We start from the raw sequence: 26,192 nt of genomic DNA on the forward strand, positions 1-26,192 counted from the left end.
TCGTTCTATTTTGATTTCGCCTTTTTCTTCTTGAGCCGGACGCCGGGGCCTTCCCCGTTTTCGTCGACAAAGATCACGCCCGCCTTTTCGAGGGCGTTCCGGATGGCAGCGACGGTGCGAGCCTGCGCCGCCAATTCTCCGGGCTTCGTTTCAAGCCGCTGAATTGAAGGCAGCGAAACCATAGACGCTTCGGCCAAATCTCTTTGTTCCCAGCGCAGCAAGGCGCGCGCCGCCCTTACCTGTTCGCTCGTCATCATTTAATATCTCACCTATTATTTGATAGGTCAGACATTGACAATGTGCTGACTATCATTTAATAGCTGAACTATCACATGCCGCTCTCAAGAGCAAACGACGCCGGAAACTCTCGTTTCGGCGAACGCCCGAGACTTGCCTGAACGGAGGACGAAAGCCATGCGTGTTTCGATCGAACGTTCCTCTTGCACAGTTATCCCCCCGTCGAAGGCCGCAGAGGCCTCGCAGCCTCGCCTTGTTCTCGATCCCTCCGAACTGCCTGACCGATACGGCGTGATCGTCAGGGGCGTCTGCATGGAGCCTGAAATTCAGGAAGGCTCCCGGCTGATCTTCGACAAGAGCGCTCCCTACAAGCCCGGCGATCTCGATATCCTGTGGAAACGCCCCGAGCTGGTGAAGCCAGGACAGCCGCAAGCCATGGGCAAGCGGCTCTATATGGCGCCGCCCTCATGGGTAAAGTTCCCTTATCGCGAGCACCCAGAGAGCGGCATGTGCGCGCTTTTATTTGCCGAGCAGCTCAACCCTCCGCGCAACTTCGCCATTCCCTGCGAAGACCTGCTTGCAGTCCATAGATGCGTCGGGGTGATGCGAGAGATAGCGGCCGGGGATGGCCTGGACGATACGGTTGGGTTCGCGTCCCGCCGCGTCAAGAACCGCAGCGGCAAACACCATCGGGGGAGGGACGCGTGATGCCCTTCGACCGCTCCGCCATCATGAGAGCCGCGCATTTCACCGCCCGCTGGCGAGCTCAATCGGTCGGCGGCTCCTATCGGGAATGGTTCGCCAAGGCGCTGTCGGCGGAATGGAAAAAGGCCAAGGCCGCCCGCCAACGCGAGGAAAGCAACGTCGGACTTCCCGTCCGTTCCTGCTTCGCCGACCGGCCTGCGCCGCGCATGCCCCTATGCCGTCTCTACACCACGCATTCCGGCCGCATCGCCGGATCATTCGCGGCCTGATTTGAAGGACCGCCCGAGAAAGCGGCCGGGAAAGGCATGCGGCAAGCCTCCTCTCCCGGCCTAACCACAACACGAAAAAGGACTCCGCATCATGGCTACTCGACAAGATACCAGAACCGAGGCGCGCGAGCGTCCATCCGACATAATTGCGCAGCTCCACGCCGCTGGCGTCGATCATGACCTCACAATGAGGACATTCGATTGCATTGAAACCGAACGCGCTGAGGCAATCGCGAAGGCGGCTCGCCTGTTCTATTGTCCAGCGGATGAGCAGGGTCCGATGACACTTGGCGAGTTCTCGGACCAATTCAACAATATGAGCCGTCGCTTGTGGGGTATCTCCGCTGCGGTCGACGATGTGTTGGGCGAACGCGACGACTCGGTCGGGTCGGGAGTTATGCAGCTTGTGCAAGACGCCGCCCGGGAAATGGAGCGCTTGGCAGAGGCGTTCGACGCCGAGCGTTGGCTGGAGCGCAAGCGGGAGAAGCGCTCATGACTGACTTTTCCAACGTCAAGGCACGGCTTCACCGTTTGCCGCTTCGCACCATCATTGCGCTGTCATCGCGCCTCGGGCTCGGCTGGTCGTTCGGGCAATGCCTGGCCACGGCCTGGACGGCGGCGAAAGATCGGCGCAAGGCTCGCGCCCGAGGAATTGCGGCGTAAGCTGCGAGGGATTAGGCTTCCGCAACTCGCCGGTTTTGATCTCCTCTTTGCCGGCGCCAGGAGCGCCCCGACCGTGGATGTAACGGCGGGGCGTTTTTGCGTCTCATGGAGTTGAATCTCATTGCCCCCGCACTAACTCTACGAGCTTCAGTGTCGGCGCGCACCGTGCCGGCACAACCCTCCCAGGGTTGCGCAGCACCTCCAGCCCGGCCGGCGACGACCGGGCTTTTTCGTGCGGGAGCGGCGCTTTAAAAAGGCCGCGGCCGTGAACTGCGGGCAACGTGACAGAACTAACCTGCCAGCGACAGGCCCGGCACCTTTCCTATTCATCCTCGCTAGACCAAGCCTCGATCAGGTAAAGCCTGTCGTAAAACTCGACGCGGAGATCGACCTTCGACTCGTCAACGACGGCATACTCAAAAATCTCGCGCGCTCGAATTGGGTCATCCTCGCGATGCAATGCAATGCACCTCGCCCCCTCAAAGACGATGACCGCATATCGAGGTTCTGCCGATCGATTGATGCCTGGCATTGTGGCTGCCTTCGACTGGCACCCCCAGCGGGATCACAGATTACTGGCGCAGCTTGTCCAGCTTGTGATGGTATAGAGGCGGGCCGCCTTGATTGGCGCGTCGAAAGACTCGAGTGCTCGCTTGCGGACGCGCCTATGGCATACATGCGCGTGCCGCGCTTTTGTGCCTCCCGAACGGCGATCGCCTCAAGGTCTTCGGAGAACTAGCCGGTGAAAATTTCAGGGTCGGACGTGTCGAGCGGCGTTAACTCTTGCTCGCGCCTGAGCCATAGATGCGCTCCGAATTGAGCGCCGCAGACAGAGCCGCTCAGACGGCGCGCCGGAAGTCCATCTACCTGGAATTGCACCCTGAGACGGCTAGAAGCGCAAACGTAGGACCGCAACGACAATTTGTCGCTGCGGATACGGAGAGCTTTTCAGAGGCGACAGCCGCTGTGACTAGAAAGGACCGGCGCACGATTGAGCGCGACGCAGAGCGCGGGGAAAAGATCAGCGACCGCGACATTCGGCAAATTTGCCGGAAGTTTCTCAACCGCAAGAAGGTTCGCGCGAGTGGCGAGAAGATCGAGCCGAAATAGGTCAAATCATCCGGCGCCAGTAGAACAGCAACAGGCCCCACCGCCGGAAACCACAAGATCGTCAGCACTAGCTGGGTTGGCCCGCTGCCGCCTCCAGCGGTCATGCGAGAATTCGACGAGCCGCTTCGCCCGCCTCCGACGTCAGAGCCCGTGCGATCGTCTGCGGGACGGCCTTAGCGGCGCTTCACGGCTTCTTTGATCAAATCTCGAAGCTGCTTCCTAAGCACCGGTCCCAGGACCTGGCGTCCGTTATAGCCTTCGCGATCAAGGCGTCTGATCAGATTGTCGATGGAACCGCAATTTCCGGAGCGCGCCAGAACGAACGCGCGCTCGAGGGTGGTGATGCTTGTGCGCATGTTGGCTCTCCCAGAGCCTTTTATAGTTCGCGGCTGACGCGCGCCAACGAAGTTTCGATTTCGTCAGCTGCAGGCCATCGTCCACAAATCAGAGGCGGAAGGGTGGCCGCTCTTTCACGTTGGCTTGCTGGCGCGCAACTCGATCAGCAATTCAGCCATTCCCTTGGGCAGCGGCTCGGTTAGGACGTCGTCAAACTTGGATCGCAGAAGCTTGCCGATCGTTTCCAAGGCCTGGGACTTAGCTTTCACGACAGAAGTGTCCAACTTCCGCCAATTGTCCGGCCGTTTGTGCGGCATGGTAATACTCCCTCAAGGCAGCGAAACTCCTACCCATCCGGATTGTTCCGGGAAGGGAAAATATAGAAAAAATAAAATGTTAGCAGTGACTGAAGTATAGGGTAGACCTCAGGGATGCGGAGCCCCAGCCTGTCGCGCGTCGCAGCTCCTTCAACTCGAACCTCGCCCCAGCGCGGGCACGCCCCGGCTCAATGCCCCCGTTGTTTTCAGTGACTAGACCGGGATGGAAATTCGACCTTGAGAGTTGTTCCCGTCGGACCGTTTAATCGCAGGGAGCCGCCGAGCTGGCGCGCAAACGTTTGCATGATGCTCATGCCCAACGACTGACGTTCGCCCGCCGAATCCCGCCTTATCCCTGGTCCGTCATCATGGATGAGCAAGCGCAAGCCGTCTGTCTGCTTGAGCAATTCGACCTTGAAGGTCGTCCCCGCTCCCTTCCGAAAAACGTGCTTCGCCGCGTTCATCGCAGCCTCATTGACGAGCAGGGAGATCGCAGTCATCTGGTCCAGCGAAAGTTCGATGCCAGGAGCGATTTCGACGCGGACAAGAACGGGCAGGTCTCGAAAAACTTCGTGGAGCACGTCCGTCATCAGTGGCGCCAAGCCGTTTTCGTAAGCTGTCCGATCATAGAGACGGCGATGCAAATCCGACATCATTGCGATGCGGTCTTGGGCATTCGCGATTGCTTCAGCAGTGGCTTCGTCGGACAAATCGCGTCTGACACCCTGCAGCATGGCCACAACTACCTGCAGGTTGTTGGCGACGCGGTGCTGCAGTTCTTGAAAGAGGCTCTCTTGAGCTCGGTTGGCGAATTCGAGCCGCTTGATGAGGTCCGTCATCCCAGCGACCAGCACGACGAGAAAACCGCCGACCAGAAGAAATCCAACGACCGCGACGACCGTACTCGCGTCCTTTATCTCAAAGCTATATGCCGCCGGGTAAAACAAGTACCAGGCCGCCGCCGCTGACAGCAGCAGAACGGCGACGCCTCGCGTCCATCGGCGCCGCCGTCGCAGTGCTTGAGTGCGAGGCGAGGACATCGAGCTTTGGCTTGTGAGAAATGGTCACGCCATGGCGTATCCCGATATTCGAGCGCCTATATTGGCGCCGAGCAGGAGGCGAAGAACGCGAAGCGGGGAATTTGGGCCGGTCAGGTCCAACCGCCGTGGATTGGCGAAAGGATCGCAAATATTGACCCCCAAACCGCCTCTCGCCCGCCGAGAAGCTCTCCAGTCAACATTGACACAGGTTCAAATTATAGAAGATCATTTTGGCAGGGCCACGCGCAAGACCAGGAACGTATCGCTCACGCCCGAGCTGGAGCGTTCTATTGAGAAGGGGCCGCCTCGGCCGTTATTGAGGCGCGGCGAAGTTATTTGTGCCGCGTTGCGATTGTTAGAGAAAGAAGAAAAAAAATCTGGTCCCCAGAGCGAACACTCGCTTGGAAGTTGATGAAAGGGCGGCCATGGCAAATGAAGAAAACAAGTCCGGGGAGCAGAAGGTCGCTGAATCGGAAGTTGAGACCTTTCAGAGTGACCTGGGGCCATTCGTCGTCGCAGCCGAAACGACACGCATGCCTATGGTGTTTACAAATGCGAAAGAACCCGGCCATCGCATCATTTTCGCCAATGACAGCTTTCTCGCTTTGACCGGATATACCCGGAAAGAGGTACTCGGCGAGACGTTCAATTCTCTGATGGCGCCCGGGGCCGATCCAACTGCGCTGTCGCAAATCGAACTCGCCTTCGAGGGTAAGTTAGACACCGACCCGGAAATCAGCTACAGCCGCAAAGACGGCAGCGCATTCTGCGCCTCCATCTTCATCAGTCCTGTCCGAGATAACAGCGGGGATGTCGTACAGCAATTCGCCTCCTTCGCGGACATTACCAAACATCATCGCGAGAAAGAGCGCCTCCGGCTTCTCCTGGAGGAGTTGAACCACCGCACGCAAAATACGCTCGCGACCGTGCTGGCAATCGCCCGGCAGACCTTGCGGGGGATGGCCGACGAGGAGGTCGTTGATGCTCTCGAAGGGCGCATCCTGGCGCTGTCAAAAACGCATAGCCTGTTGGGGCGCGAGAGCTGGGACAGGGTGAGCCTGTGCAAAATCCTGGATTTAGTATTTCAGCCGTTTGGTCTACACGAAAGCCGGGTTTCCCGCTTTTCAGTCCAGGGCGAGGATGTTCGCCTGCAACCGAAATCAGCTTTGACTCTCACCATGGTATTCCATGAGCTGGCAAGCAATGCTGTAAAGCACGGTGCTCTCTCAAACGATGCCGGCAGAATCGACATTAGCTGGAAAGTCGAGCCTTCCCCGCAGGGAGACCAACTGCGTCTGCGTTGGCAAGAAAGCGGCGGGCCGCCAGTGACACCGCCGACACATAAGGGTTTCGGATCGCGCCTGATCCAAAGAGACTTGGCGCAGGACCTGGGTGGACAGGTCTACCTCGATTATGAGCCCACAGGTGTGGTTTGCGAGATCATCATGCCCATAAGCCGAGGGCCGGTCGACGAGCATGAATAACGGACTCTCTGGCCGGCGCATTCTCGTTGTTGAAGACGAGGCGATCGTAGCTTGGACGCTCGTAGATATGCTTACAGGCTTAGGCTGTGCGGTCCTCGGCCCCGCCGCCGGCGTCGATCAGGCCCTCGCGATGATCGACGTGGAAACTATCGACGCCGCTGTGCTCGACATAAATCTAAACGGGCAAAAATCTTACCCCATCGCGGACGCACTGTCAGCGCAGGGCGTGCCGTTCGTCTTTGCGACCGGCTATAACAATGACAGCCTGCAAAAGAACTATACTGCTGCTCCCCTGCTTCAAAAGCCCTTTGGGCGTTCGGCGTTAGCCGGGGCCCTCACGGAACTATTGACCCCGGGACTTCACCCGACATTAGAGAAGGCAACTAGCCCACCGGAGTGGGACGCCAATCGTCTCCGGATTGCCACCGAGGCAGCGGGTGTCGCGCTGTGGTCGTGGAATGTCGATACAGACCAGATTGCCCTAGACGAGCGCGCCCATGGCATGTGGGGGGTGCACGAAGGGGTTGTCACCTTTGAGGATCTGTCATCACACATCCATCCCGAGGATCTCGACAGGGTGAGAGCCGCCTTCGCTTCGACGCGAGAAGTCCTAGGCCCTTACGAAATCGACTTCCGTATTCTGCATGGCGACAAGGTGCGTTGGATATCAGCACGCGGGAGAGGCGATGACGAGGGTATCGTCGGCCGAACAATGTTTGGAGTCTTCCTTGACGTGACGGGTCGGAAGCTGGCCGAGGAAGCCCGTGAGATGCTCTCGGGGGAGATGGTTCACCGGGTGAAGAACCTATTCGCTATCGCGTCCGCGCTCACCGCAATATCGGCGCGTTCGACGAAAACCTCGAAAGAAATGTCGCTCGACCTGACCAAGCGATTAACGGCCCTAAGCCACGCGCACGATCTTATCCGTCCCGTTCTGGGGGAGCCGAAGAAGGCCGCTCCTCTTGGCGAACTGCTCGCCGCACTTCTCGCGCCCTACGACGAGGAGGGAGGGATCGGAGTTCGTGTCCGCGTCTCCGTGCCCGAGTTGTTGGTGGGGGAGGCATCGGCCAATGCTTTTGCCCTCGTCGTCCACGAGTTGGCTACGAATTCTATCAAATACGGTGCGCTCTCACAGGCAACCGGCACACTCGACGTGGCGGGCATAGCCGACGATAGCCAATTGATTATCACTTGGACCGAGAGGGGCGGTCCCGCCGTTGTTGCCCCTAAAGGACGCGCAGGTTTTGGGAGCCAGCTCGTCACCAAGACCATTTTCAGCCAGCTCGGCGGCACGATAGTTTTCGACTGGGACCAAGAGGGAGTTATCGCTACGCTGAGTATGAGCAAGGCCCGTCTTGGTGCATGACTCTCCGAGCGCTGCGCCAGAAATTTGGATATTTTGATCAACAAGCGTCCGCGATTGTCCGCTCAATTCCATCTCAAACGTAGCTCTATTATAAGACCGATTGTAAGTCCGCGCCCGTGTTCGGTCCGTCAAATATAGGGAAGCGCGAAACGCAGACGTCCCAATGTTGCAGCCCGCACCGAGCGTCGGATGCTGGCGAGCAGTAGGCCTTGTACAGCCCGAGCCTTCGAATTATATTGTGGGCACGCCGGCGAGCTGAGACGCCGGTCAGGAACGCTCCGAGCGCGTGTCAGCGCGCCGGGGCGTTTTTGCGTTCACGCTACGGCGCGCGCCGGCTTTGGCGCGGTTGCCGAGGGCAAACTGGCGCGTTTTCGAGATTCGGCTATGGTCGAAGCGGCCAGAACCGAAAACGCGCCTAGCGCGCTTCTCTACCTCGGCAAGTGCCAAGCGTGACCTGAGCCTGTAGAAATAGCGAAGCGTATCCCTACGTGAGCACCCCCGAGCCGGGATGTACGGCCGGGGCGTTTTTTGCGTTTGTGTTCACGGGTTGGGGTGCGGGTTGACGATTGAAGCTACGTAAGTGCTATCGTTTGGACATGGCCAGCCGGAGGCTTGGTCGTGGGCTATTCCAGTCGCCCGAGTGGAGATATGCGCATGACACGGGAGCTACGACGTCAGCCTACGCACACGTTTGTCCCTGCTGGCATTGGGCTCATGGCAAAAAGACTTGCCATCCCTGCGGAAAACTCCCAAGCGGGCATATCAGATAACGACGGACCCTTTCACCGCAGCGGTTTCGCCGGGACCGTGATGGACCAGGGGTTTAGCGCCTAAAATTGTATGGAGTGACGGCCCCGCCCGCCGCGACTGAGCGCCCCGACGTGGATGTAACGGCGGGGCGTTTTTGCGTTCGCGCTCGCGCTTAATCTCACTGAGATAGGCGTAAATTGATGTGTATGTCACAACGACGAGCCGCTTGCGATGAGCGGTCGTCGTCCCCAAAAAACTTGTAGCATCCCTACGAGGATAAGTCTGATGTCAAATGCAGAGACAACGAAAGATCTCGTTGGTCAATCGATCGGAGAGATCAAGCGGGGAATCGACACGCTGGCCGATTCGACGAAAGCGCCGCTTGAGGCCGAAAGCCTTGAAGTTCAGCAGAATATCCAGCACGCAATTGACCAAGTGAAGGACGCTGTGTCGGTTGCCCTCGATTGTCTTACTCAGTGCAGATCAGTGGACCAATTGCGAGGCTACGCAAATGAGGCAATGGGCAAGACGAAGCTGGCCGTAGCTCTCTCTACGCGCTCTCCGGAGCTTGCTGTGGCCGGAATCGTGCAGCAAGCCATAGGCGATTTGCAGAAGTTTATAGGCGAAGCAAAAAACGCCGATGAAAAAGAATAGCAAATCGGTCGGGCGGAGAGACCGGCTGAGCTCAGTCTCGCCGCCCTAGCCGCGCCAGGGTGCGGGCCCGGCGCAGATTGCGACGCGATGATAGCGCGCGCTGGAAGCTGAGCAAGGCGAGGCTTAAGCGCGAATCCTGACTGCGAATTTCATGGACGGTCGGCTTGCATTCCCGGCGTTAGCGCTTATCTCACGACCATGCGCCGGCGCCGCGTGTGCCGGCAATTCCTTGGTTCCTCAGCCCGGTCAGAAATGGCCGGGCTTTTTCGTGAGATGGTCGATGTCTTCAGCACAAATCGGCGAGCGGTCCTCGCACCGAAGCTGGCGCCATCCGCGCCGCGCTTGAGGCCGCCGCCGTCAAGTTCACGAATGGCGATGCGCCTGGCGTGAGGCTGAAAAAAAGCCCGCGGCTTTCACGGCCGTGCGCAAGGTGGCTAACGATCGTCTCTGTGAGAGGCGCCGTCCCACAATTATTGCTGCCCGCCGATTTCTTGCCAATAAGGCCGAGCGCTATAATGCTGATGCACGCGCGTCTCCCACTCACGATCCATCCAGCTTTCGTCGGTGTAGTCTGGCGCGCTCTCGACCAAGTCCTGGGTGACATCCGCGAAGTATCCACGACAGTCTCTGTCGTATTTCAGCGATGTCCAAGGCAATGGATGATGGCCGGGATGCAGGCACATGCCGCCGCAAAATTCGACGACCGCGTAAAGAACGCGGCCCGATTCCATATCAATCATGAAATGGTCGATCTTGCCGATTTCCTTGCCGCTCTTGTCGTAAACGGCCGCGCCATCGATGTGCTGGCTCGATATCAGGTTGATTTTCGGATTTGAGGCTGCAGTCGCCATTGCGCTCTCCTATGCGTAGGACGCCGCAATGTTCCTGGACCGCCGCCTTCGAACGGCCGAGAGCACGATGCTCGCAAAGATGTGCGTAAGAGACCGTTGCCTCGGCACTAAAGCTCCGCATCTTACTTCCTAAAAGGGTCAGCCAGGGAGGCGACGATGCTCAAAAAGATTCTTGTCGCGATCGATCTCACTGAATCTGAGATGACCAAGCAGGCGATCGACAAAGCAGCGGCGCTCGCCAGGGCTTTCAATAGCGAACTCAGGCTGGTCAATGTGCAGACCCTTATTCCCGTCGCCTTCCTCGACTACGTCAAGGGAAATTTCGACAAGGATATTCAGCAAGGCCTCGAGAAGGAGATCGCCGCCTTAGCGGCTAGCATCGCTCATCCGACCGGCCGAATCTCGACCGTTGTGCTGTTCGGTCCCGTCTATCAAAAGGTTCTGGCGGAGGCCGAGGAGTGGGGCGCAGAAGTCGTCGTCGTAGGCTCCCACCGGCCAGGAATGGATCGGTTTCTCATTGGCTCGAACGCCGGCGCCATCGTATACCACGCAAAATGCTCAGTGCTCGTCGTGCGGCAGTAGCAGCTACGGGGTGCAGGATAGCCCAACCGCAACAAAGGGCGAGCAATGCCATGACCGATCGACGCCCATACAAGGGCGCTAGGTAGCCATAACTGCCATGGATGCCGACAAGACAACAATTGAGCGAGCGTTCGAACTTGCTCGCTCCGGAGACTGCAGAAGGGTCAGCGATATCGTCGCACGCCTTGACCGTGAAGGATACGACAGGCGTCAGATCCAAGGTTCCGTCCTAAAGAAGCAGCTTGCGCGCCTGATCGAAGAGGCGCGGAAAGCTGACGACGGGCGAGGCTCGAAGCCAGCGGATGAACCATAAAAAGCCCGCGGCTCTGAACCGCGGACAAGTAGTTGACAGGAGTCGCTAGAGAGGCGACGCCGGCCAGATAGCGCCGAGGCAGCGTGGCAGGCCGAGCGCCGCAAGGACCAATACGATGACCGAAGCTGAGAAGCTGATACGAGGAATAGAATCGCTGCGTGAGACTATCCGGCGCGAGTGGTTCAACATCAGGCTGGATACTCTGACGCATGATGACCGAGTCGTCATTCGAGAGCATATCGAACGCTGCCACGCCGATCTGAAAATCCTGCTGGATCGGCTATGGAATTTGGATGACCGAAATTCAAATTAGCCGCCCCATTGTCGGTTCATTCGGCTCATAGCACCTTATTGGACTAAGGCGATCTGCAGTCAGGAAGGAGCCCGTATGCATCAGGATTTGATCGACGAAGCCTTCCGGGCCGCCAATCGAATGGCCGCCGATCGCGGGATAAGCCTCGACGGAACTGCGCTGATGCGGGCTGTGCTTGCTGTCGCCGGGGAAGGTGAGGGGCAGAACGAGCCTGAGGAAATTGCCGAGGATGCCATGGAGCTATTGGGCAAGGGCAGCGGGGCCTTATCCTCTCGGCGAGGCCGCAGACCATTTTGATTTCCAGCGCCGAACGCGCTGGGGTGAAACCATGATTTTAAAGCACGACGTATACATTGCCGAGGTCGGCTACGACTCTTCCGCGAATGGGGGCTAAGCAAAGCTCAAACACCGCCCGCGTCAAGAAATGCGAAGAACCTCGCGCATGTGTATTTCCTTGGCCCGCGCCGCGGGGTCGATCCATCCAGCGCAGCCAGCGAGTTCTTATGATTGAGCCCCCGCTAGATGCGGGGCTCCGAATGTGCTGCGTCGCGGCGGGCGAGTTCTTTGCGTAACTGCCGCGCGACCGCCGGTCATCCGCACCCTTTAAATCGACTCCAAGCGCCATAGTTCTCCACACAAAGATGGGGAGGACCCTATGCGTAAAATAATAACTTCTGGCGCAGTTCTAGCAGCAGCGATGTTGTGGGCGCCATTGGCGCAATCCGGCACATCGCACCACGGACGGTATCTGCCGGACTACGGAGGGCATGGCCGCCACATGCACCGCGATTGGAGCGGCGGCTCCGGGTACTACGGTCTGGGCGGCGGCCACGTCCATGGTCCCTGCTGGGTATGGGATCAAGGCCACTGGGTTTGGGTTTGCCAGTGACGCCCAGCTGTTCGGATAAAAGACGCCCGCCAAACATGGCGGGCGTTGTCGTCCGGGCCGCCCCCTAAATTTTGCGAGACGGCGATTATCGCGCGAGACGCTTTCTCCGTTAGCGACAGACCCATACCCATTTTCCGTGATGGCGATGCCAGCAAACGTTATGTCTGTGCTGACCCGGAGTGCTCCAATCCCGATGCATGTGCCTGCCGTGTCCGCCAGGGACCATCCCATGAGTCTGCGGGTCGTGGGCCATCGCAGGAGCCGAGAGGAAGAGAGTCGACACGGCTAAAATCACCAGCAGCTTGCGCATTTTTTTCTCCAATCCACGCCGCCGCCAGAATAATTCGCCAAGGCGCTTCGGTAAACTGCTTGGGCGGCGCCCATTGTAATTGGCCCTTCGGCGATTGTGGAAGGAGGCTGGCCGATCAGATCGGCCGCGAGCCGGTGAGGCTCTTCCCAGGTCAGACGCTGCGTGAACCGACCGCACATGGCGGTAGCATAGCATTAACTATGGCGGCTGGTCGCGGTTGCCTGCATCGCTCCGCGCGCGTACGAACCGGCCCGCACCGAGCCAAAAGTGCTCGGCGACGGTCCTTCCGACCGCACCTCCAGCCCGGCCGGCGACGACCGGGCTTTTTCGCGCGCGGCGAGAAAATTTGCTCAACCATCAACCTTGATCACCAATTTCTTGGTCCGTGTGTCTATCACCACGACGTCGGCCGCTCCGTTTGTCGCTTTGACCTGCTTGGCGACCGCAACAGCGTCGCGGACATCATAGAACCGGTCGTGCAAGACCTCGTCGACGCGGACTTCAAAGGGACATTCGACGAGCTTTGTCGGCGTTAATGCGTCATGAGCGTCGATAGAAATACCCCTTACCCGCCGGAGAATTTTAGTCATAGGTGTAACAGGGTCAGCAGCGCTCAGTCTGGATCGTGAGGCCTATGCCGCCAGGCTATGAACATGCACGTCGTGGCCTCCATTGTTCTGCATGGCAGACATGGCGGCGCGTTCGTGTTCTTCGGTCCGGGTTCGCACCCACAGCAACAGACCGCCGCGCGCTAATTGCGCCTGCACCCAATTGCGCTGACGACGTCGAATGAATGCGCCGACGCCCAGGCCAATCACGCTGGCGGCCATGCCAGCGCCAATGCCCGCAAAGATCGCCTCGGCGAAACTGCCGTAGATGGTCCAAACGGCGATCGCGCCAGCAGTGGCGCCGACATAGAAGAGCAGGCCGATGAGCGCAGCTTTGCCTTCATTAAGCGACTCGGTTTCGATGTAGGAAATGCGAGGAGCTTCATCGCTGTCCTCGATTTCGACCGAGCGTTTCGACCCAACCTTTTCGCGCGTCTTCGCGTCTTCGGTGAGGAGGCTGATTTCGGATCTGTCGAATCCGTGAGTCATCAAATCGTCAATGGCAGACTGCAGTTTATCAACCGAGTCGAACAGGCCTACGACTTCGGTAAATTCGCGGTGCTGTTCGAGCGCAGCCGTTTCATTCGATTCCATGGAGTTCCTCCCGAAGCTCAGTACTCTTGAATCGAACCCGGCCTCTGTGCGCCCTTGCCCATCTAAGCGGGCATTCGCCGTGTGGCCGTATCAAATATCAGCATGCCCCCGCTTGAAGCCTTCGACAAGGCCAAGCGCTAACGGAGCCCCGGAGAAAAGCTCTTCCCAGGAAAGGTGCTGTGTGAATCGGCCGCACATAGGGAGAGCATAGCAGGACGAGCGAAGGTGTGGCGGGGGCACTGTTTCTCTTGTCGGAGTATTGCTTTCTTAAGCCCTCTCGGCCATATCTATCTCAATAAGACCCGCCACGCCTCGGACGGAGCTTCGGCTTCGAACTGCGCACCCCGGCGGGTTTCTTATTTTTGAGCGACTGCAAATTCTTGTTCTAGAATGGATTCGGGGGATGAGGTTTACAAAGCCGGCCCTATCGATTGAGGACCAGCTCAACCTCTTGCGGCGCCGTGGCCTGCGAATCGAGGATGAGGCGAGAGCGAAGCATTTCCTGCAGCACATCACCTACTACCGGTTACGAGCCTATTGGCTGCCCTTTGAGCAACCCTGTTCCGTTCCGGGCGATCACAGTTTCAAAGAGGGAGCGACATTTGAAGACGTGCTGTCCCTGTACGTTTTTGATCGCCAACTGAGATTACTCGTTATGGACGCGATCGAACGGATTGAGGTCTCCTTGCGGGGCCGTTGGGCGCATCACTTGGCTATGAACTACGGGCCGCATGGCTATCTCGAGCCGGTCCACTACACCCGGCCGGATCACTATGCGAAGGCGATGACCAGCCTTATTGAGGAAATCGAGCGGTCCCGCGATACCTTCATCGAGCATTATCGCCGGAAATATCGCGACCCTGAGCTGCCGCCAATCTGGATGACGTCGGAGGTAATCTCATTGGGTCAGCTCTCGAAGTGGCTGGGCAACTTGAAGCTTCGTGTCGACCGACAGGCAATTGCAAAGTCCTACGGTCTGGACGAGCGAGTGCTTGTCTCGCTGGCGCACCATCTGACATACGTCCGAAATATCTGCGCGCATCATGGTCGACTGTGGAACAAGCAGTTTACAGTGACTATGGCCCTCCCCAATTCGCCGGGAGCACTGAAGCTCGCCATGAACCCCCAGGCGGCGCGAAAGCTCTATAACACCCTTGCGACTCTTGGCTATTTACTGGGGATCATCGCTCCCTCTTCCGGCTGGCGAAAGCATCTCATCGATTTGCTGGACGCCCATCCGCTTGTGGATCCCGCGGCAATGGGATTTCCGAGTGATTGGCGTAACCGACCAGCCTGGAGATCATAAGGGCTCGATCGAATCTGGAGCCGCGGCCTGGCCGTCCCATTGGTTCGAGCGGAACCAATCGGACGGCCAAGTGAGCACAAGAACGAAGCCCGGTGCACCAGACCCACGCACCAGCGACGCCCTCAGCGCGAAGATCGGCGACCGTCAGAGGGGCGACTAATGTCCGCATAGTAGCTATACGGTAGCTAGCCTCCTGCGCAGGCCGCTCCATCTCAGTTAACACCTTGATTTTGCTGGTGGGCGGCACAGGGATTGAACCTGTGACCCCTCCCGTGTGAAGGGAGTGCTCTCCCGCTGAGCTAGCCGCCCGTCGCCATCGGCGATCGATCCTCATCCTGTACGATCGATCCTCATCCTGTATGAGAGCCCGGCGCCCTCCGTCAAGATCGGAGATCGCCCTCCGGCGCCGGAGATCGCCGCCTCGCCGCCGACTGCCCGCCGCCGAGGCTCAAGCCTGGGCCACGCGCCCCGGCCGCTCACGGCGGGGTCCAATCCTTCGAGAGAACGCGCCGCACCATCGGCTCGAAGGTCGAGAGCGGCTCATTCTTGTAGGCGGGATCGAACGACACTTCGTCATATTTGGCGCAGAACTCGATCGTCTGCTCATAGGCCGGGTCCGACCGGAATTTGTCGCGGGCGTTCGGATCGAGGCCAAGGTGGGCGGCGTAGAAATAGGTCTGAAACAGGCCGTGCTGCGCTAGCATCCAGTAATTGTCGCGGCTGATGAAGGGCCTCAGGATCGCGGCGATCACCTCGCCGTGGTTGAAAGGTCCAAGCGTTTCGCACGCGTCATGCAGCAGCGCGACGACCACATATTCTTCGTCCTTGCCGTCGCGCAGCGCGCGCGTCGCCGATTGCAGACAGTGATCGCGGCGCGTGATGTTATAGGCCGTGTCCTTGCCTAGATCGCCCAGCAGTCCAAAGAGCCGGTCCGGCAGTTCCTTGAGCGTGTGCTCGTGAACCTGTTTGAGGATCTGAAAATCTTCGTCGGTGCCCTGGTCCATCCGCGTGAAATGCATTTTCTCCATATTGCGATCCTTTCCGGAACGTGCGCGGCGCCGGCGTCGACGGCGAAGCGGGGCTCAAAAGATCAGGACGCCTCAATCGCGCGCTGGAACAGCGCCTCTTCCAGCGAGGCGACCGCGTCCCACAGCTCGTCGAAATGCGAAATCACGCGATCGGGCGAAAGCGCCGCGACCGGCGTGTCGGTATAGCCGAAATCGACCGCCACCGAAGGCGTTCCGGCGGCGCGGGCGGTGTCGATATCGGTCTTGGAATCCCCGACCATCACCGCGCGCCTAGGGTCGCCGTCCGCCGCCTCGACCGTCAACCACAGCGTGCGCGGATCGGGCTTGTGCATCGGAAAGCTGCCGCGGCCGCAGATCGCTGCGAAACGGTCCGCCGCCGAGAGTTTGTGCAACAGCAGCCGCGCCAGTTCTTCAGGCTTATTGGTGCAGACGGCGAGGCGAAAGCCGGCCGCCTTGAACCGATCGAGCGCCGCGAGGGCGCCGGGGAACAGCCTGCTTTCGTCGGCGATGTGCGCCTCGTAATAAGCCAGGAAGTCGCGCACCAGCCCCTCGGCGCGCGCCGGATCGAGCGGCGCGCCCTGATGGGCGAAGCCGCGCTCGATCAGCGCCCGCGCGCCGGCGCCGACAAGCGGCCGTCCGGCCTCGAGCGCGAGCGGCGTCAATCCCTCGCGCATGAGCAGCACATTGAGCGTGCCGATGAGATCATACGCTGTGTCGGCCAATGTGCCGTCGAGATCGAAAACGAGAACAGGGAAGCGGGCTGTCATAGCCCAGGGGGTAGCCGCGCCGCCCCCCGGGATCAAGCGCCGTTGATCCGATAGGCGAATTTTGTCGCCTCCGCAGGCGAGGGCTCTGCGTGTAGACTGCGCCGACCGATTCGCGACAGGGAGCGCAAAAATGCGTGGAACGCGCCATTTCCAAACGCGTCGACGTGCAGCTTTGACGGCCGGCGCGCTTGTCTTCGCCCTTTCCGGTGCGTCGATGGCGGCGGCCGGAAATTACGAATTTCTGGCGGCGCCGCAGACGGATCTCAATCGCGTGTTTCGCCTGGACCGTTCCAATGGCGAGGTCGGCGCCTGCCAATATGGCCTGAAGGAAGGCGCAGCGATCGGCGTGACGCTGTGCTATCCGCCTGGCGAAGGCGCGCGCGCCGGCGTTTTCAGCGAATATGCGCTGGTCGCATCGCGTCATACCGGCGAAGGCGGCGTATTCCGCGTTGATCTGCGTTCCGGCATGATGTCGATCTGCTTCGTGCTGAACGAGACATCGGTGGTCTGCACGCCGCCGGCCAAATGAGCGATCGACCTGGCGAAGCGAATGTCCGCATGAGCGCTTTTTCCGCCGAGGCAATGAAGCGCGCCGCCGCGCGCGCGGCGCTCGAGTCCGTCACGCATGGCATGCGGCTCGGGCTCGGCACGGGATCGACGGCGGCGCATTTCGTCGATCTTCTCGGCGCCCGCGTCAGGGAGGGTCTGGAAGTCCTTTGCGTGCCGACCTCCGAGCGCACCCGCGCTCAGGCCGAAAGCCTCGGGATACCGCTTTCCACCCTCGACGAGACGCCACAACTCGATCTCACCGTCGACGGCGCTGACGAATTCGACGCGGCGCTTCGCTTGATCAAAGGCGGCGGCGGGGCGCTGCTGCGCGAAAAGATCGTCGCCGCCGCCTCGACGCGGATGTTCGTCATCGCCGACGCGACGAAGGAGGTGCGCACGCTCGGCGCCTTCCCCCTGCCGGTCGAAATCGATCGATTCGGCGCGCGCTCCACCCTGCTGCATATCGAACGGGTCGCGCGCGGTCTGGGACTCATCGGCCCGCTGACGATGCGCGAAGCGGAGCCTGGCGAGCGCTTCATCACCGACGGCGTCCATTACATCGTCGACTGCGCATTTGGCGCCATTGACGATCCAGACGCCCTCGCTGCGCGGCTTTCGGCGATTCCCGGAGTCGTGGATCACGGACTGTTCATCGGACTTGCAACGGCGATCTTCATCGCCGGCGCCGAAGGCGTGCGCATCCTGGGAAACATATCGGGCGACCCCTTATGACTTTCGACTATGACCTTATCGTCGTCGGCGCCGGATCCGGCGGCGTCCGTGCGGCGCGCGTCGCCGCAAGCCATGGCGCGAAAGTCGCGATCGCCGAGGAATTTCGCGTCGGCGGCACCTGCGTCATACGCGGCTGCGTTCCTAAAAAGCTTTACGTGCTGGCGAGCCGTTTTCACGATGATTTCCAAGACGCTGCCGGATTCGGCTGGCGCGTCGGCGATGTGTCGTTTGACTGGCCAGCGCTCGTCGCCGCAAAGGAAAAGGAGATCACGCGCCTTTCAGACCTTTACGCTGAAACGCTCGCGAGTTCCGGCGTCGAGCTCATCCGCGCGCGCGCGACGCTCACCGATCCAAACGGCGTGCGTTTTTCCAACGGCCGCTCCGCCCGCGCCCGCTACATTCTCATCGCCACCGGCGGCGCGCCGGTGCTCGCCCCCCACATTCCAGGCATCGAATTCGGCGTATCCTCGAACGAGATTTTCGATCTGCCGAAGTTTCCGCAAAGGCTGTTGATCGTTGGAGCGGGATATATCGCCGTCGAATTCGCCAGCGTCTTCGCGCGGCTTGGCGCAAAGGTGCATCTCGCCTATCGCGCCGATCTGCCGCTGCGCGGCTTCGACGACGATCTGCGTTCGCGTCTCTGCGAAGCGCTCAAGACGGCTGGCGTCGAACATCGGGCCGGCGTCCTGCCGACGCGCATTACGAAAAACGCTGACGTTCTGACGGTCGAGATGAGTGACAACGCGCCGCTTGAGGTCGACTGCCTGCTCATCGCGACCGGGCGCAGGCCGATGACGCAAGACATGGGGCTCGAGGCCGCAGGCGTGGACTTACGCGAAAATGGCGCGGTTGCGGTCGATGAGAATTCGCGCACGAACCTTGAATCCGTCTACGCCGTCGGCGACGTCACCGATCGGATCAATCTAACGCCTGTCGCCATTCGCGAAGGGCAAGCCTTCGCCGACAGCGTCTTCGGCGGGACGCCGACGGCGGTCGATTACGCATGCACGCCAAGCGCCGTCTTCACCACGCCCGAAATCGGAACGGTTGGTCTGACCGAGGCCGAGGCGCTCGCGCAGCATGGCGCGATCGATATTTATGAGACGCAGTTTCGCCCCATGCGCGCGACGCTCTCTGGACGCGGCGAACGCGTTTATATGAAGCTGATCATCCACGGCTCGAACGGGCGCGTGCTTGGCGCACATATATTCGGTCCCGAGGCGGGGGAAATGGCGCAGCTCGTCGCCGTCGCCTTGCGAATGGGCGCGACGAAGCGCGATTTCGACGCGACGATGGCCGTGCATCCGACGATGGCGGAAGAGCTCGTGACGATGCGCGCGCCGTCACGTTTGCTGAGGCCGCAGGCTTAGGCTTCGATCCGCTGGCGCGGCGGCTGCGCCGGCGCCACCTCATGCTCCGGAGCCGGAGCGGCGGGCTCGGGCGCCCATCTGTCGAGAAGGGCGCGAAGCTTGCGCCGCGCCGCGCCCGTCTTCGCCTCGGTGACTCGGGAGAAGAAATAGCCGGCGACGATGGCGACCCCCATCACCGAGAAGGCCACGGCGTAATTTTGCGGGGTGGCGAGCTGAGTCGCCCAGTCATTCCCCAATGTGCTGCCGACCGCCGCGCGCGCGAAGATCAGGATCGGCATATGGATGCTGTAAAGCGAGAAGGAAAAATCGGCGAGCGTCTTGTGGAACTTCGGACGCAGCAATGAAAAGCCTTCGGCCGGCCCATAGCGGAAGGCGAGCAGGACATTGACGAACAAGCCCGACGCGAGAAGATCGCCAGCATCGGCGAGCCAGGGATGGGCCTCGAGAAGATGGCCGCGCACGACGAGCCGGATGACCGCGACGACGGCGGCGTAGAGGATGAGCGCCTGCCAGCGCGAGCGGATCATCGGCCGGGCAAGCAGCGTGGCGAAGGCGCCGCCGGCCCAGAGAATATAGCCGAATTTGAACCAGCTCGGCGGCGTCGAGAGCGCCAGGAAGAGCGCCGCGCCCAGCGCGAAACCCAAAAAGCGCAGCGCCAGCGGGTAATTGCGCGCAAAGGGCAGCAGCAGCAACGGAAAGGTCACGTAGTACCAGAATTCGCAGGCGAGCGACCACAAGGGCCCGTTGGTGCCGAAATAGTCGAAGGCGATGCCTTGCAGATTGAGAAAACTTGCAAGAAACAGAACCGGGGAGAAATGCCCCTTGAACAGCGGCCATTCATAGACGCCGCTGCTGGCGAACAGCCATCTGCCGAGTGAATCGAGAACGAGCGTGAGCGCGACGGCAGGCCCCACGACGAGATAGATTCGCGACACTCGATGAATGAAATATTCGCGCAGGAAGCCCTGGTTCTTGCGCATATGCGCCAGCACCGCGCCGCCGACGAGATAGCCCGACATCACGAAGAAGGCGAGCACCGCCTGATGCCCCAGCTCGAAGGCCGAGTAGAACCACCAGACATAGGCGAGCGGCCCATGCGGCGCGCTCATGATGTCCGCCTGGTTGGTGAACATGTTGTTCGTGTGGACCGCCAGCACGACAAGCGCGCCGAGCCAGCGGGACGCCTCGATGAATTGCGATAGAATGAACGGCATCGCCCCGGTTCGCCCCCTCGCTCTCGGCCGCGCTCGCGCCCCGGCTTTATAGCCGGTCGCCCCCGGCTTCGCCAAATCGCCGCGGCCAAGCGGAGGGTCGCATTAGAGGCAATAATCCACTATAAGCGCCGCTGGCGTCGCTGCGAGAACGACCCCAGCGCCTATCGGGCCTGATTTTGCGGAGTTTTGCGAAGTGGAACGTTGGTCGCCGGGCAGCTGGAGAAATCTACCGATCGAGCAGACGCCGGTCTATCGGGACCAGACGGCGCTCGCCGATGTCGAGCGCCAGCTCGCCGGCTTTCCGCCGCTCGTTTTCGCCGGAGAAGCGCGCAACCTGAAGCGCCACTTGGCCGAAGTCGCCGCCGGCAAGGCGTTCCTGCTGCAGGGCGGGGACTGCGCCGAGAGTTTCTCGGAACATTCGGCCGACAATATCCGCGACTTTTTCCGCGTTTTCCTGCAGATGGCCGTCGTGCTGACCTACGCCGCCGCGTCGCCGGTGGTGAAGGTCGGGCGCATCGCCGGCCAGTTCGCCAAGCCGCGCTCCTCGCCGCTCGAAAAGCAGGGCGACCTCGAGTTGCCGAGCTATCGCGGCGACATCATCAACGACCTCGCGTTCAACCCGCAGGCGCGCGAACCCGATCCGCAGCGCCAGCTGCTCGCCTATCGGCAATCCGCGGCGACGCTGAACCTCATCCGCGCCTTTGCGGCGGGCGGCTTCGCCAATCTCGAAAACGTCCATCGCTGGATGCTGGGCTTCGTCAAGAGCAGCCCGCAGTCCGAGCGCTACCAGAAGCTCGCCGATCAGATCACCGAGACCTTAAGCTTCATGCGCGCGATTGGTCTCGATCCGGAGCATCATCCGGAATTGCGCGGCACCGACTTCTACACTTCGCATGAGGCGCTGCTGCTCTGCTACGAACAGGCGCTGACCCGCATCGACTCGACGACGGGCGACTATTACGCGACCTCCGGCCATATGCTGTGGGTCGGCGACCGCACCCGTCAGGAAGACGGCGCCCATATCGAATTCGTCCGCGGCGTCAAAAACCCGCTTGGGCTGAAATGCGGTCCGAGCTTGAAGCCCGACGCGCTGCTGCGCCTCATCGACGCGCTCGATCCCGAGAACGAGCCCGGCAGACTCACGCTGATCTGCCGCTTCGGCGCGGACAAGATCGATGATGCGCTGCCTGCGCTGGTGCGGGCGGTGACGCGCGAAGGCCGCAAGATCGTCTGGTCCTGCGATCCGATGCATGGCAACACGGTCAGCGCCGGAGGTTACAAGACGCGGCCGTTCGATCGAATCATGTCGGAAATCCGCAACTTCTTCGCCGTTCATCAGGCGGAGGGATCCTACGCCGGCGGCATCCATCTCGAGATGACCGGCAAGGACGTCACCGAATGCATGGGCGGCGCGCGGGCGATTTCGGAGAGCGATCTGCGCGACCGCTATCACACCTATTGCGATCCGCGCCTCAACGCCGAACAGGCGATCGAAGTCGCGTTCTTGGTGGCCGAGCTGTTGAAGGAGGAGCGCGTCGCCCGCGGCGTGCAGGAGCAGCACGCGGCGGAGTGAGGCAAGACGGCGCGGGCTGGCTAGCCCGTCGTCTCTTCCGCCTCGCGCACCGTCATCTCGGCGCCGTGCCAGACGAAATCGTCGTAGAGCAGCGCGTCGATGAACATCACCGGCAGCATCAGGTCGCGCACGATGAGCGCGAAGGGCGTGCGCCAGTCGAGCGGGAAGCCGCAGACGCGCGCCAGCCAGATCTCGCCGCCGTGCAGCGAAAATACGATGAGCGTCGTGACCAGCGCCACCGTGGAGATCCCGCCGTCGAGCTGAACGGCGGCGTAGGCGCCGAGCACGATCGCCGCAAAACTGCCGTTCATGAATTCGGGGGCGTAATGCGCGGGGAAGGTGGCGCGCCGCAGCCGCGCCCAGCGCACATGCCGTGAATAGACTTCACGGGCGGTGCGTTGGCCGAGCGGCTGTTCGAAAGGCATGTCGACGAGGCGCACATCCATGCCTTGAGCGCGGATGACTTTGGTCGAGGCGGCGTCCTCGGCGATTTCGCTCGCCAGCGCACGAATGCCGCCAGCTCTGTCGAGCACGTCGCGCCGCCACATCATGTTCTTGCCCTGAGCGAAGGCGGCCCCGATCGCCTCGGCGCCATATTGCCAGCGCGCCTGGAATGTATTGAGAATCCCGCATTCGACCATCGCCCAGAAGCCTTTCGGCCGCGAGCCGATCGGCATCGAGACGCTCATCGCCGTATTGTCGCGGAACGCGGCGAGCATCGTCTGGATATAGTCGCGCGGCGGCAGCGCGTTGGAATCTGCGAGGATCACGTGATGATGGCGCGCCGCATCCCAGCCTTTGACGCAATTATTGAGCTTGGGATTGGCGCTGACGTAATCGTCGCCGACGAGCAGCCGCGCCTCGCGCTCGGGATGCGCCGCGATCAGCCGCTCGACCAGCGGAATGACCGGATCGCTCGGCGACTGCACGCAGAAGACGATCTCATAGTCGGGGTAGTCGAGGTTGAAGGTCGCGCCGAGCGTCTCCTCGCTGAAGGGCTCCAGCCCGCGCAAGGGCCGCACGATGCTCACCGGCGGCGCATTGTCCGGGGGAGGCAGAGTCCGCGCCCGCGCCCGACATTTTCGGGACATCAGGGCCACGCTTGTGAAATTGAGGATGAGAATGACGGCGCACCAGCCGGCGCAGATATAGGCCAGGATCATGAACGGCGCTTTTTCTTAAGAGTCGTAACGCAGAGAATCGGAACGCCGAACGCCAGCGGAGTGGCTCGGCTTCCGGCGCGCGACGCCGGGGCGCGGCCAATTTGAAATTCCGCCTGACAAAGACGCGGGGTCTTGGCAAAAGGATGGTGGCGCGAGAATCTTCTCCCGACGCGCGGCTGTTGAAAATCCCTGCTGGAAGCTCTGCTGCCGAATTCCCTGTTGAAACTCCTGACGAAGCTTCCTCATGACCTCTCCGATCGTTCGTTTCGCGCCTTCGCCGACCGGCCGCATTCACATCGGCAACGCGCGCGTCGCGCTATTCAATTTTCTGTTCGCCGCCGCCAACCTTGGACGATTCGCGCTACGGTTCGATGACACTGATTTTGCTAGATCCAGCGAGGAATTCGCGCGTGGAATCGAGATTGATCTCGCCTGGCTGGGCGTCGTTCCACATGAGGTTTTCCGCCAGTCCGAGCGCGTCGCGCTCTATGAGGACGCCGCCGATCGCCTGCGGCGATCCGGCCGCCTCTACCCTTGCTATGAAACCCAGGAAGAGTTGGACAAGCGCCGCAAAATGCAGCAGGCGCGCGGGCTTCCGCCAGTTTACGATCGCGCGGCGCTGCGCCTCTCCGCGTCTGATCGCGCCGCGCTCGAAGCCGAGGGCCGGCAGCCGCACTGGCGATTCATGCTCGAGCCAGGCGTCGCCGAATGGAATGATCTGGTGCGCGGTCCGGCGCATATCGACTGTTCGGCCCTGTCCGACCCGGTCCTGATCCGCGAGGACGGCAGTTTTCTTTACACGCTGCCCTCGGTCGTCGACGATATCGACATGGGGATCACCCATGTTATTCGCGGCGAAGACCACGTCACCAATACGGCCGTCCAGTTGCAGCTCATCCGAGCGCTCGCGCCGCATGCGCCGACGCCGATTTTCGCGCATCACAATCTTCTCATCGGCGCGGGCGGCGAGGCTCTGTCGAAGCGAACCGGGTCGCTCTCCATCGCCTCGCTGCGCGAAGACGGCTATGAGCCCCTCGCCGTCGCCGCGCTCGCGACGCTGACCGGCTCCTCCGACAATGTCCACGCCGTACGCTCGCTCGGCGAACTCGCACAGAGGTTCAATCTGTCGCATGTCTCGCGCAATCCGGCGCGTTTCGACCCCGCCGATCTTGAAACTCTGACGCATCGCACTCTCGCGCTTTACGAATATGATGACGTGCGCGAGCGGCTCGAAGCCTTGACGATCGTCGGCCGCAAGGCGGAGCCCTTATGGCGCGCGGCGCGCGGCAATCTTGCGCGTTTCGACGATATTCTGACATGGTGGCGCGTCGTGGACGGCGAGATCGAGCCGGTCCGCGAGGACGAGTCATTCCTGAAAGACGCGGCGCAGCTTTTACCGTCGGAGCCTTGGGACGAGACCACATGGGCGGCCTGGACAAGCGACATCAAGACGGCGACCGGAAGGAAGGGCAAAGCGCTCTTTCATCCGCTGCGGCTGGCGCTGACCGGCGCCGAGAGCGGGCCGGAGCTCGCCGCGCTGCTGCCGCTCATCGGCCACGCCAAGGCGCTCGCGCGGCTCGTCGGGACCGGCGCATGAGAGCGAAGCGCTAGTGTCCTATCTCGCCGGCATCCACGAGATCATCAACTTCGCCGGTCTGGCGCTCGACGTCGTCGGCGTGCTGATCATCGTCATTGGCGCGGTCCTGTCGACGCTCGCTTTTCTGACGCCCTGGAGAGCGCACCCCCTCACCTATCGCGGCTACCGAAAGAATGTCGGCCGCTCGATCCTGCTCGGGTTGGAGTTCCTCGTCGGCGGCGACATCATCCGGACCGTCTCCGTCGAACATCCAAGCCTCGAGAATGTCTTCGTGCTCGGCCTGATCGTGATGATCCGCACGGGGATGAGCTTTACGATGGAGGCGGAGCTTGAAGGCCGCTGGCCCTGGCAGGGCCGAAGCCTGGAGACGGCGGCGCCAAGCGAAGACGAATCGGCGCCGTCATAGGATGAAGTCGAGCGTTGCTCACGCCGGCAGCACCGAAACGCCGAACAGCCATGGGTGCAGATAGAGCACGATGAGGAACAGCGCCGTTCCGACGCCGAGCGCGATCGCGTCGCCCCACGTGAACTGCGAAATCCGCGGCGCGCCCCCGTCCCCGCGCTTCTTCACCGCGATGCGGTCGAAGACGCCCCAGGCGAGAAAAGACCCGAACAGGATCATGCCGCCGAGATCGCCATTCACGAGAAGATGCGCGAGCGCCCAGCTCTTTATCGCGACGAGAGTCGGATGGCGCAGCGCGCCGCGAATGCGGCCCGGCGGCGCGCGACGGCTCGCGATCGCGACGAAAGCGAACCAGACGAGCGGCATGGCGAGATGGCGTCCCCATGACGGCGGCGTCCAGACATAAATCAAGCCCTCCGCGCGATACCGAATGAAGCCGTAGACGATCAGCCCGAGACCGATGGCGGCGACGAGACCGTAGGCGGCCTTATAGGTTTGAAGGCCATAACGCTCGATCAGGCTAGTGCGCGTCTCGCGAAAGCTCGTTAGCGTATGGACCCCGAGAAAAATCACGATTCCGAGAATGAGAATAAGCATGGGTTCTCCAGCTCTTGCATCGATTGGCTTCTAAAAACACCGCACCTGCGCCTCAGCCTGAGCGCGGCGTAATTCCTGGAGCGCGTCGCGCGCCGCATCCGTATTGCGCATCAGCGCGCCGACCTGCCCCGCCTGCTGATTGACGCTAGCGACGGTCTCGGCCGTGACATACCGCTCATAAGACAGAATGGTCGCGATGACGTCTATGGAGCAGGAGCACTGATCCAAAGAGAGGCGCGTGTCGCCGTTCGCCTTCATGCAGCCGAAGACGTAATCGGCGCGCGCGGAGGTCGGATAGTCGTTGAGATCCGCCGCCCGCGCCCAGCCGCCCGCGAGCGGAAGCAGCGCGATAATGAGGAAATTCGATACCGGGCGCATCTTTTTCGTTCCTGCCGGGTTCTGTCCTTGGACAGCCTATCGCATGCGCGTGGGCGACGCACCGAACCGCTATTAGACGAAGGGATGACGCGCAAGCTGAGTTTCAGAGCAGCGTCGTCCAGCA

31 protein-coding genes and 1 tRNA gene are annotated in these 26,192 nt (G+C 61.0%); 17 read left to right on the forward strand and 15 right to left on the reverse strand.

All coding sequences use genetic code 11. From position 1 onward, the window contains the following. Positions 1 to 5: 5 nt before the first annotated feature. Positions 6 to 221, reverse strand: coding sequence for a transcriptional regulator (locus A3OO_RS0100805; RefSeq protein WP_342446748.1), 216 nt, complete (start codon positions 219 to 221; stop codon positions 6 to 8). A 328-nt stretch (positions 222 to 549) separates the two neighbouring features. Between A3OO_RS0100805 and A3OO_RS0100810 the strand changes: the two genes are divergently transcribed. The 3 genes from A3OO_RS0100810 to A3OO_RS0100820 all read left to right on the forward strand — a co-directional run bounded on the left by A3OO_RS0100810 (position 550) and on the right by A3OO_RS0100820 (position 1,707). Continuing rightward, positions 550 to 945, forward strand: coding sequence for a S24 family peptidase (locus A3OO_RS0100810; protein ID WP_198008729.1), 396 nt, complete (start codon positions 550 to 552; stop codon positions 943 to 945). Further along, positions 942 to 1,211 (forward strand): hypothetical protein, encoded by a 270-nt coding sequence (locus tag A3OO_RS0100815; RefSeq protein ID WP_156824717.1) that lies wholly within the window; start codon positions 942 to 944, stop codon positions 1,209 to 1,211. Before A3OO_RS0100810 ends, A3OO_RS0100815 begins: the two co-directional genes overlap by 4 nt. Positions 1,212 to 1,491: 280 nt before the next feature. Then, on the forward strand, positions 1,492 to 1,707 hold the full coding sequence (locus A3OO_RS0100820) for a hypothetical protein (RefSeq protein WP_245257068.1): 216 nt from the start codon (positions 1,492 to 1,494) through the stop codon (positions 1,705 to 1,707). A 489-nt stretch (positions 1,708 to 2,196) separates the two neighbouring features. Here the strand turns inward: A3OO_RS0100820 and A3OO_RS20930 are convergent, their stop codons facing one another. After that, positions 2,197 to 2,406: a hypothetical protein gene (locus A3OO_RS20930; RefSeq protein ID WP_018405936.1), complete on the reverse strand. Its 210-nt coding sequence runs from the start codon at positions 2,404 to 2,406 to the stop codon at positions 2,197 to 2,199. A 434-nt stretch (positions 2,407 to 2,840) separates the two neighbouring features. Between A3OO_RS20930 and A3OO_RS23375 the strand changes: the two genes are divergently transcribed. Next, positions 2,841 to 2,984, forward strand: a complete 144-nt coding sequence (locus A3OO_RS23375; protein WP_156824719.1) for a hypothetical protein — start codon at positions 2,841 to 2,843, stop codon at positions 2,982 to 2,984. A 173-nt stretch (positions 2,985 to 3,157) separates the two neighbouring features. Here the strand turns inward: A3OO_RS23375 and A3OO_RS0100840 are convergent, their stop codons facing one another. The 3 genes from A3OO_RS0100840 to A3OO_RS0100850 all read right to left on the reverse strand — a co-directional run bounded on the left by A3OO_RS0100840 (position 3,158) and on the right by A3OO_RS0100850 (position 4,677). After that, positions 3,158 to 3,340: a hypothetical protein gene (locus A3OO_RS0100840; RefSeq protein ID WP_018405938.1), complete on the reverse strand. Its 183-nt coding sequence runs from the start codon at positions 3,338 to 3,340 to the stop codon at positions 3,158 to 3,160. 114 nt (positions 3,341 to 3,454) lie between these two features. Continuing rightward, complete coding sequence (locus tag A3OO_RS20935) at positions 3,455 to 3,637, reverse strand: hypothetical protein (protein ID WP_018405939.1); 183 nt, start codon at positions 3,635 to 3,637, stop codon at positions 3,455 to 3,457. Between the two features lie 206 nt (positions 3,638 to 3,843). Further along, on the reverse strand, positions 3,844 to 4,677 hold the full coding sequence (locus tag A3OO_RS0100850; protein WP_083909722.1) for a sensor histidine kinase: 834 nt from the start codon (positions 4,675 to 4,677) through the stop codon (positions 3,844 to 3,846). A 401-nt stretch (positions 4,678 to 5,078) separates the two neighbouring features. Between A3OO_RS0100850 and A3OO_RS0100855 the strand changes: the two genes are divergently transcribed. The 3 genes from A3OO_RS0100855 to A3OO_RS20940 all read left to right on the forward strand — a co-directional run bounded on the left by A3OO_RS0100855 (position 5,079) and on the right by A3OO_RS20940 (position 8,931). Then, positions 5,079 to 6,161: an HWE histidine kinase domain-containing protein gene (locus tag A3OO_RS0100855; protein ID WP_245257069.1), complete on the forward strand. Its 1,083-nt coding sequence runs from the start codon at positions 5,079 to 5,081 to the stop codon at positions 6,159 to 6,161. Continuing rightward, a complete protein-coding gene (locus A3OO_RS0100860) occupies positions 6,154 to 7,527 on the forward strand; it encodes an HWE histidine kinase domain-containing protein (protein ID WP_018405942.1) in 1,374 nt (457 codons plus the stop codon). Before A3OO_RS0100855 ends, A3OO_RS0100860 begins: the two co-directional genes overlap by 8 nt. 1,035 nt (positions 7,528 to 8,562) lie before the next feature. Further along, the gene (locus tag A3OO_RS20940; RefSeq protein WP_018405943.1) at positions 8,563 to 8,931 is read left to right on the forward strand and encodes a CsbD family protein; all 369 of its coding nucleotides are present in this window, start codon (positions 8,563 to 8,565) and stop codon (positions 8,929 to 8,931) included. 470 nt (positions 8,932 to 9,401) lie between these two features. On the opposite strand, the gene A3OO_RS0100875 is transcribed toward A3OO_RS20940, so the two are convergent. Beyond that, entirely contained in the window at positions 9,402 to 9,782 is a 381-nt protein-coding gene (locus A3OO_RS0100875; RefSeq protein ID WP_018405944.1) for a PRC-barrel domain-containing protein, read from the reverse strand. Between the two features lie 156 nt (positions 9,783 to 9,938). On the opposite strand from A3OO_RS0100875, the gene A3OO_RS0100880 reads away from it, so the two are divergent. The 3 genes from A3OO_RS0100880 (at position 9,939) to A3OO_RS0100895 (ending at position 11,287) form a co-directional block, all read left to right on the forward strand. After that, positions 9,939 to 10,364 carry a universal stress protein gene (locus A3OO_RS0100880; protein WP_018405945.1) on the forward strand — a complete coding sequence of 142 codons (426 nt, stop codon included), beginning with the start codon at positions 9,939 to 9,941 and terminating at the stop codon, positions 10,362 to 10,364. Between the two features lie 428 nt (positions 10,365 to 10,792). Next, positions 10,793 to 10,990 carry a hypothetical protein gene (locus A3OO_RS0100890; protein ID WP_018405947.1) on the forward strand — a complete coding sequence of 66 codons (198 nt, stop codon included), beginning with the start codon at positions 10,793 to 10,795 and terminating at the stop codon, positions 10,988 to 10,990. Positions 10,991 to 11,065: 75 nt separating this feature from the next. Then, positions 11,066 to 11,287, forward strand: a complete 222-nt coding sequence (locus A3OO_RS0100895) for a hypothetical protein (RefSeq protein WP_018405948.1) — start codon at positions 11,066 to 11,068, stop codon at positions 11,285 to 11,287. 1,252 nt (positions 11,288 to 12,539) lie between these two features. Here the strand turns inward: A3OO_RS0100895 and A3OO_RS0100905 are convergent. Both A3OO_RS0100905 and A3OO_RS0100910 read right to left on the reverse strand, forming a co-directional pair. After that, entirely contained in the window at positions 12,540 to 12,779 is a 240-nt protein-coding gene (locus A3OO_RS0100905; protein ID WP_018405950.1) for a hypothetical protein, read from the reverse strand. Positions 12,780 to 12,821: 42 nt separating this feature from the next. Then, the gene (locus A3OO_RS0100910; protein ID WP_018405951.1) at positions 12,822 to 13,391 is read right to left on the reverse strand and encodes a hypothetical protein; all 570 of its coding nucleotides are present in this window, start codon (positions 13,389 to 13,391) and stop codon (positions 12,822 to 12,824) included. 403 nt (positions 13,392 to 13,794) lie between these two features. Between A3OO_RS0100910 and A3OO_RS0100915 the strand changes: the two genes are divergently transcribed. Beyond that, the gene (locus A3OO_RS0100915; protein WP_018405952.1) at positions 13,795 to 14,697 is read left to right on the forward strand and encodes an Abi family protein; all 903 of its coding nucleotides are present in this window, start codon (positions 13,795 to 13,797) and stop codon (positions 14,695 to 14,697) included. Between the two features lie 234 nt (positions 14,698 to 14,931). On the opposite strand, the gene A3OO_RS0100920 is transcribed toward A3OO_RS0100915, so the two are convergent. The 3 genes from A3OO_RS0100920 to A3OO_RS0100930 form a co-directional block, all read right to left on the reverse strand. Further along, positions 14,932 to 15,006 (reverse strand) — tRNA-Val (locus A3OO_RS0100920). Positions 15,007 to 15,173: 167 nt separating this feature from the next. After that, the gene (locus A3OO_RS0100925; RefSeq protein ID WP_018405953.1) at positions 15,174 to 15,725 is read right to left on the reverse strand and encodes an HD domain-containing protein; all 552 of its coding nucleotides are present in this window, start codon (positions 15,723 to 15,725) and stop codon (positions 15,174 to 15,176) included. A 62-nt stretch (positions 15,726 to 15,787) separates the two neighbouring features. Continuing rightward, positions 15,788 to 16,492: an HAD family hydrolase gene (locus tag A3OO_RS0100930; RefSeq protein WP_018405954.1), complete on the reverse strand. Its 705-nt coding sequence runs from the start codon at positions 16,490 to 16,492 to the stop codon at positions 15,788 to 15,790. A 130-nt stretch (positions 16,493 to 16,622) separates the two neighbouring features. Here A3OO_RS0100930 and A3OO_RS0100935 point away from each other — a divergent pair, with 130 nt between their 5' ends. The 3 genes from A3OO_RS0100935 to gor are packed head-to-tail and all read left to right on the forward strand — an operon-like array spanning position 16,623 to position 19,143. After that, entirely contained in the window at positions 16,623 to 17,021 is a 399-nt protein-coding gene (locus tag A3OO_RS0100935; protein ID WP_026222570.1) for a hypothetical protein, read from the forward strand. 29 nt (positions 17,022 to 17,050) lie between these two features. Then, on the forward strand, positions 17,051 to 17,773 hold the full coding sequence (gene rpiA / locus A3OO_RS0100940; RefSeq protein ID WP_026222571.1) for a ribose-5-phosphate isomerase RpiA: 723 nt from the start codon (positions 17,051 to 17,053) through the stop codon (positions 17,771 to 17,773). Continuing rightward, a complete protein-coding gene (gor, locus tag A3OO_RS0100945; protein WP_018405957.1) occupies positions 17,770 to 19,143 on the forward strand; it encodes a glutathione-disulfide reductase in 1,374 nt (457 codons plus the stop codon). The genes rpiA and gor overlap by 4 nt, the downstream gene beginning before the upstream one ends. Here gor and A3OO_RS0100950 read toward each other — a convergent pair. Further along, entirely contained in the window at positions 19,140 to 20,357 is a 1,218-nt protein-coding gene (locus A3OO_RS0100950) for an acyltransferase family protein (protein ID WP_018405958.1), read from the reverse strand. The genes gor and A3OO_RS0100950 overlap by 4 nt on opposite strands. A 193-nt stretch (positions 20,358 to 20,550) precedes the next feature. Here A3OO_RS0100950 and A3OO_RS0100955 point away from each other — a divergent pair, with 193 nt between their 5' ends. Further along, positions 20,551 to 21,930, forward strand: coding sequence for a class II 3-deoxy-7-phosphoheptulonate synthase (locus A3OO_RS0100955; RefSeq protein WP_018405959.1), 1,380 nt, complete (start codon positions 20,551 to 20,553; stop codon positions 21,928 to 21,930). 20 nt (positions 21,931 to 21,950) lie between these two features. Here A3OO_RS0100955 and A3OO_RS0100960 read toward each other — a convergent pair whose 3' ends face one another. Further along, positions 21,951 to 23,093 (reverse strand): ceramide glucosyltransferase, encoded by a 1,143-nt coding sequence (locus tag A3OO_RS0100960; RefSeq protein ID WP_018405960.1) that lies wholly within the window; start codon positions 23,091 to 23,093, stop codon positions 21,951 to 21,953. Between the two features lie 244 nt (positions 23,094 to 23,337). Between A3OO_RS0100960 and gltX the strand changes: the two genes are divergently transcribed. After that, complete coding sequence (gene gltX, locus A3OO_RS0100965; RefSeq protein WP_018405961.1) at positions 23,338 to 24,690, forward strand: glutamate--tRNA ligase; 1,353 nt, start codon at positions 23,338 to 23,340, stop codon at positions 24,688 to 24,690. A 13-nt stretch (positions 24,691 to 24,703) separates the two neighbouring features. Beyond that, on the forward strand, positions 24,704 to 25,096 hold the full coding sequence (locus A3OO_RS0100970; RefSeq protein ID WP_018405962.1) for a DUF1622 domain-containing protein: 393 nt from the start codon (positions 24,704 to 24,706) through the stop codon (positions 25,094 to 25,096). 18 nt (positions 25,097 to 25,114) lie between these two features. Here the strand turns inward: A3OO_RS0100970 and A3OO_RS0100975 are convergent, their stop codons facing one another. Together A3OO_RS0100975 and A3OO_RS0100980 are read right to left on the reverse strand one after the other, a co-directional pair. After that, the gene (locus A3OO_RS0100975; protein WP_018405963.1) at positions 25,115 to 25,690 is read right to left on the reverse strand and encodes an NnrU family protein; all 576 of its coding nucleotides are present in this window, start codon (positions 25,688 to 25,690) and stop codon (positions 25,115 to 25,117) included. Positions 25,691 to 25,720: 30 nt separating this feature from the next. Further along, positions 25,721 to 26,068 (reverse strand): hypothetical protein, encoded by a 348-nt coding sequence (locus A3OO_RS0100980; RefSeq protein ID WP_018405964.1) that lies wholly within the window; start codon positions 26,066 to 26,068, stop codon positions 25,721 to 25,723. Between the last annotated feature and the right edge of the window lie 124 nt (positions 26,069 to 26,192).

The sequence above is a fragment of the Methylocystis rosea SV97 genome, assembly GCF_000372845.1.
Taxonomy (GTDB): domain Bacteria; phylum Pseudomonadota; class Alphaproteobacteria; order Rhizobiales; family Beijerinckiaceae; genus Methylocystis; species Methylocystis rosea.

Excerpts from the sequence above, each read along its gene's own strand:
- A3OO_RS20940 (WP_018405943.1), top strand. The coding sequence starts at position 8,563 with ATGTCAAATGCAGAGACAACGAAAGATCTCGTTGGTCAATCGATCGGA.
- A3OO_RS0100860 (WP_018405942.1), top strand. The coding sequence starts at position 6,154 with ATGAATAACGGACTCTCTGGCCGGCGCATTCTCGTTGTTGAAGACGAG.
- A3OO_RS0100905 (WP_018405950.1), bottom strand. The coding sequence starts at position 12,779 with ATGACTAAAATTCTCCGGCGGGTAAGGGGTATTTCTATCGACGCTCAT.
- gor (WP_018405957.1), top strand. The coding sequence starts at position 17,770 with ATGACTTTCGACTATGACCTTATCGTCGTCGGCGCCGGATCCGGCGGC.
- A3OO_RS0100930 (WP_018405954.1), bottom strand. The coding sequence starts at position 16,492 with ATGACAGCCCGCTTCCCTGTTCTCGTTTTCGATCTCGACGGCACATTG.
- A3OO_RS0100960 (WP_018405960.1), bottom strand. The coding sequence starts at position 23,093 with ATGATCCTGGCCTATATCTGCGCCGGCTGGTGCGCCGTCATTCTCATC.
- gltX (WP_018405961.1), top strand. The coding sequence starts at position 23,338 with ATGACCTCTCCGATCGTTCGTTTCGCGCCTTCGCCGACCGGCCGCATT.
- A3OO_RS20935 (WP_018405939.1), bottom strand. The coding sequence starts at position 3,637 with ATGCCGCACAAACGGCCGGACAATTGGCGGAAGTTGGACACTTCTGTC.
- A3OO_RS0100910 (WP_018405951.1), bottom strand. The coding sequence starts at position 13,391 with ATGGAATCGAATGAAACGGCTGCGCTCGAACAGCACCGCGAATTTACC.
- A3OO_RS0100850 (WP_083909722.1), bottom strand. The coding sequence starts at position 4,677 with ATGTCCTCGCCTCGCACTCAAGCACTGCGACGGCGGCGCCGATGGACG.
- A3OO_RS0100935 (WP_026222570.1), top strand. The coding sequence starts at position 16,623 with ATGCGTGGAACGCGCCATTTCCAAACGCGTCGACGTGCAGCTTTGACG.
- A3OO_RS0100875 (WP_018405944.1), bottom strand. The coding sequence starts at position 9,782 with ATGGCGACTGCAGCCTCAAATCCGAAAATCAACCTGATATCGAGCCAG.
- A3OO_RS0100975 (WP_018405963.1), bottom strand. The coding sequence starts at position 25,690 with ATGCTTATTCTCATTCTCGGAATCGTGATTTTTCTCGGGGTCCATACG.
- A3OO_RS0100820 (WP_245257068.1), top strand. The coding sequence starts at position 1,492 with ATGACACTTGGCGAGTTCTCGGACCAATTCAACAATATGAGCCGTCGC.
- A3OO_RS0100925 (WP_018405953.1), bottom strand. The coding sequence starts at position 15,725 with ATGGAGAAAATGCATTTCACGCGGATGGACCAGGGCACCGACGAAGAT.
- A3OO_RS0100840 (WP_018405938.1), bottom strand. The coding sequence starts at position 3,340 with ATGCGCACAAGCATCACCACCCTCGAGCGCGCGTTCGTTCTGGCGCGC.
- A3OO_RS0100880 (WP_018405945.1), top strand. The coding sequence starts at position 9,939 with ATGCTCAAAAAGATTCTTGTCGCGATCGATCTCACTGAATCTGAGATG.
- A3OO_RS0100950 (WP_018405958.1), bottom strand. The coding sequence starts at position 20,357 with ATGCCGTTCATTCTATCGCAATTCATCGAGGCGTCCCGCTGGCTCGGC.
- A3OO_RS0100980 (WP_018405964.1), bottom strand. The coding sequence starts at position 26,068 with ATGCGCCCGGTATCGAATTTCCTCATTATCGCGCTGCTTCCGCTCGCG.
- A3OO_RS0100810 (WP_198008729.1), top strand. The coding sequence starts at position 550 with ATGGAGCCTGAAATTCAGGAAGGCTCCCGGCTGATCTTCGACAAGAGC.
- A3OO_RS0100895 (WP_018405948.1), top strand. The coding sequence starts at position 11,066 with ATGCATCAGGATTTGATCGACGAAGCCTTCCGGGCCGCCAATCGAATG.
- A3OO_RS0100915 (WP_018405952.1), top strand. The coding sequence starts at position 13,795 with ATGAGGTTTACAAAGCCGGCCCTATCGATTGAGGACCAGCTCAACCTC.
- A3OO_RS20930 (WP_018405936.1), bottom strand. The coding sequence starts at position 2,406 with ATGCCAGGCATCAATCGATCGGCAGAACCTCGATATGCGGTCATCGTC.
- rpiA (WP_026222571.1), top strand. The coding sequence starts at position 17,051 with ATGAGCGCTTTTTCCGCCGAGGCAATGAAGCGCGCCGCCGCGCGCGCG.
- A3OO_RS0100890 (WP_018405947.1), top strand. The coding sequence starts at position 10,793 with ATGACCGAAGCTGAGAAGCTGATACGAGGAATAGAATCGCTGCGTGAG.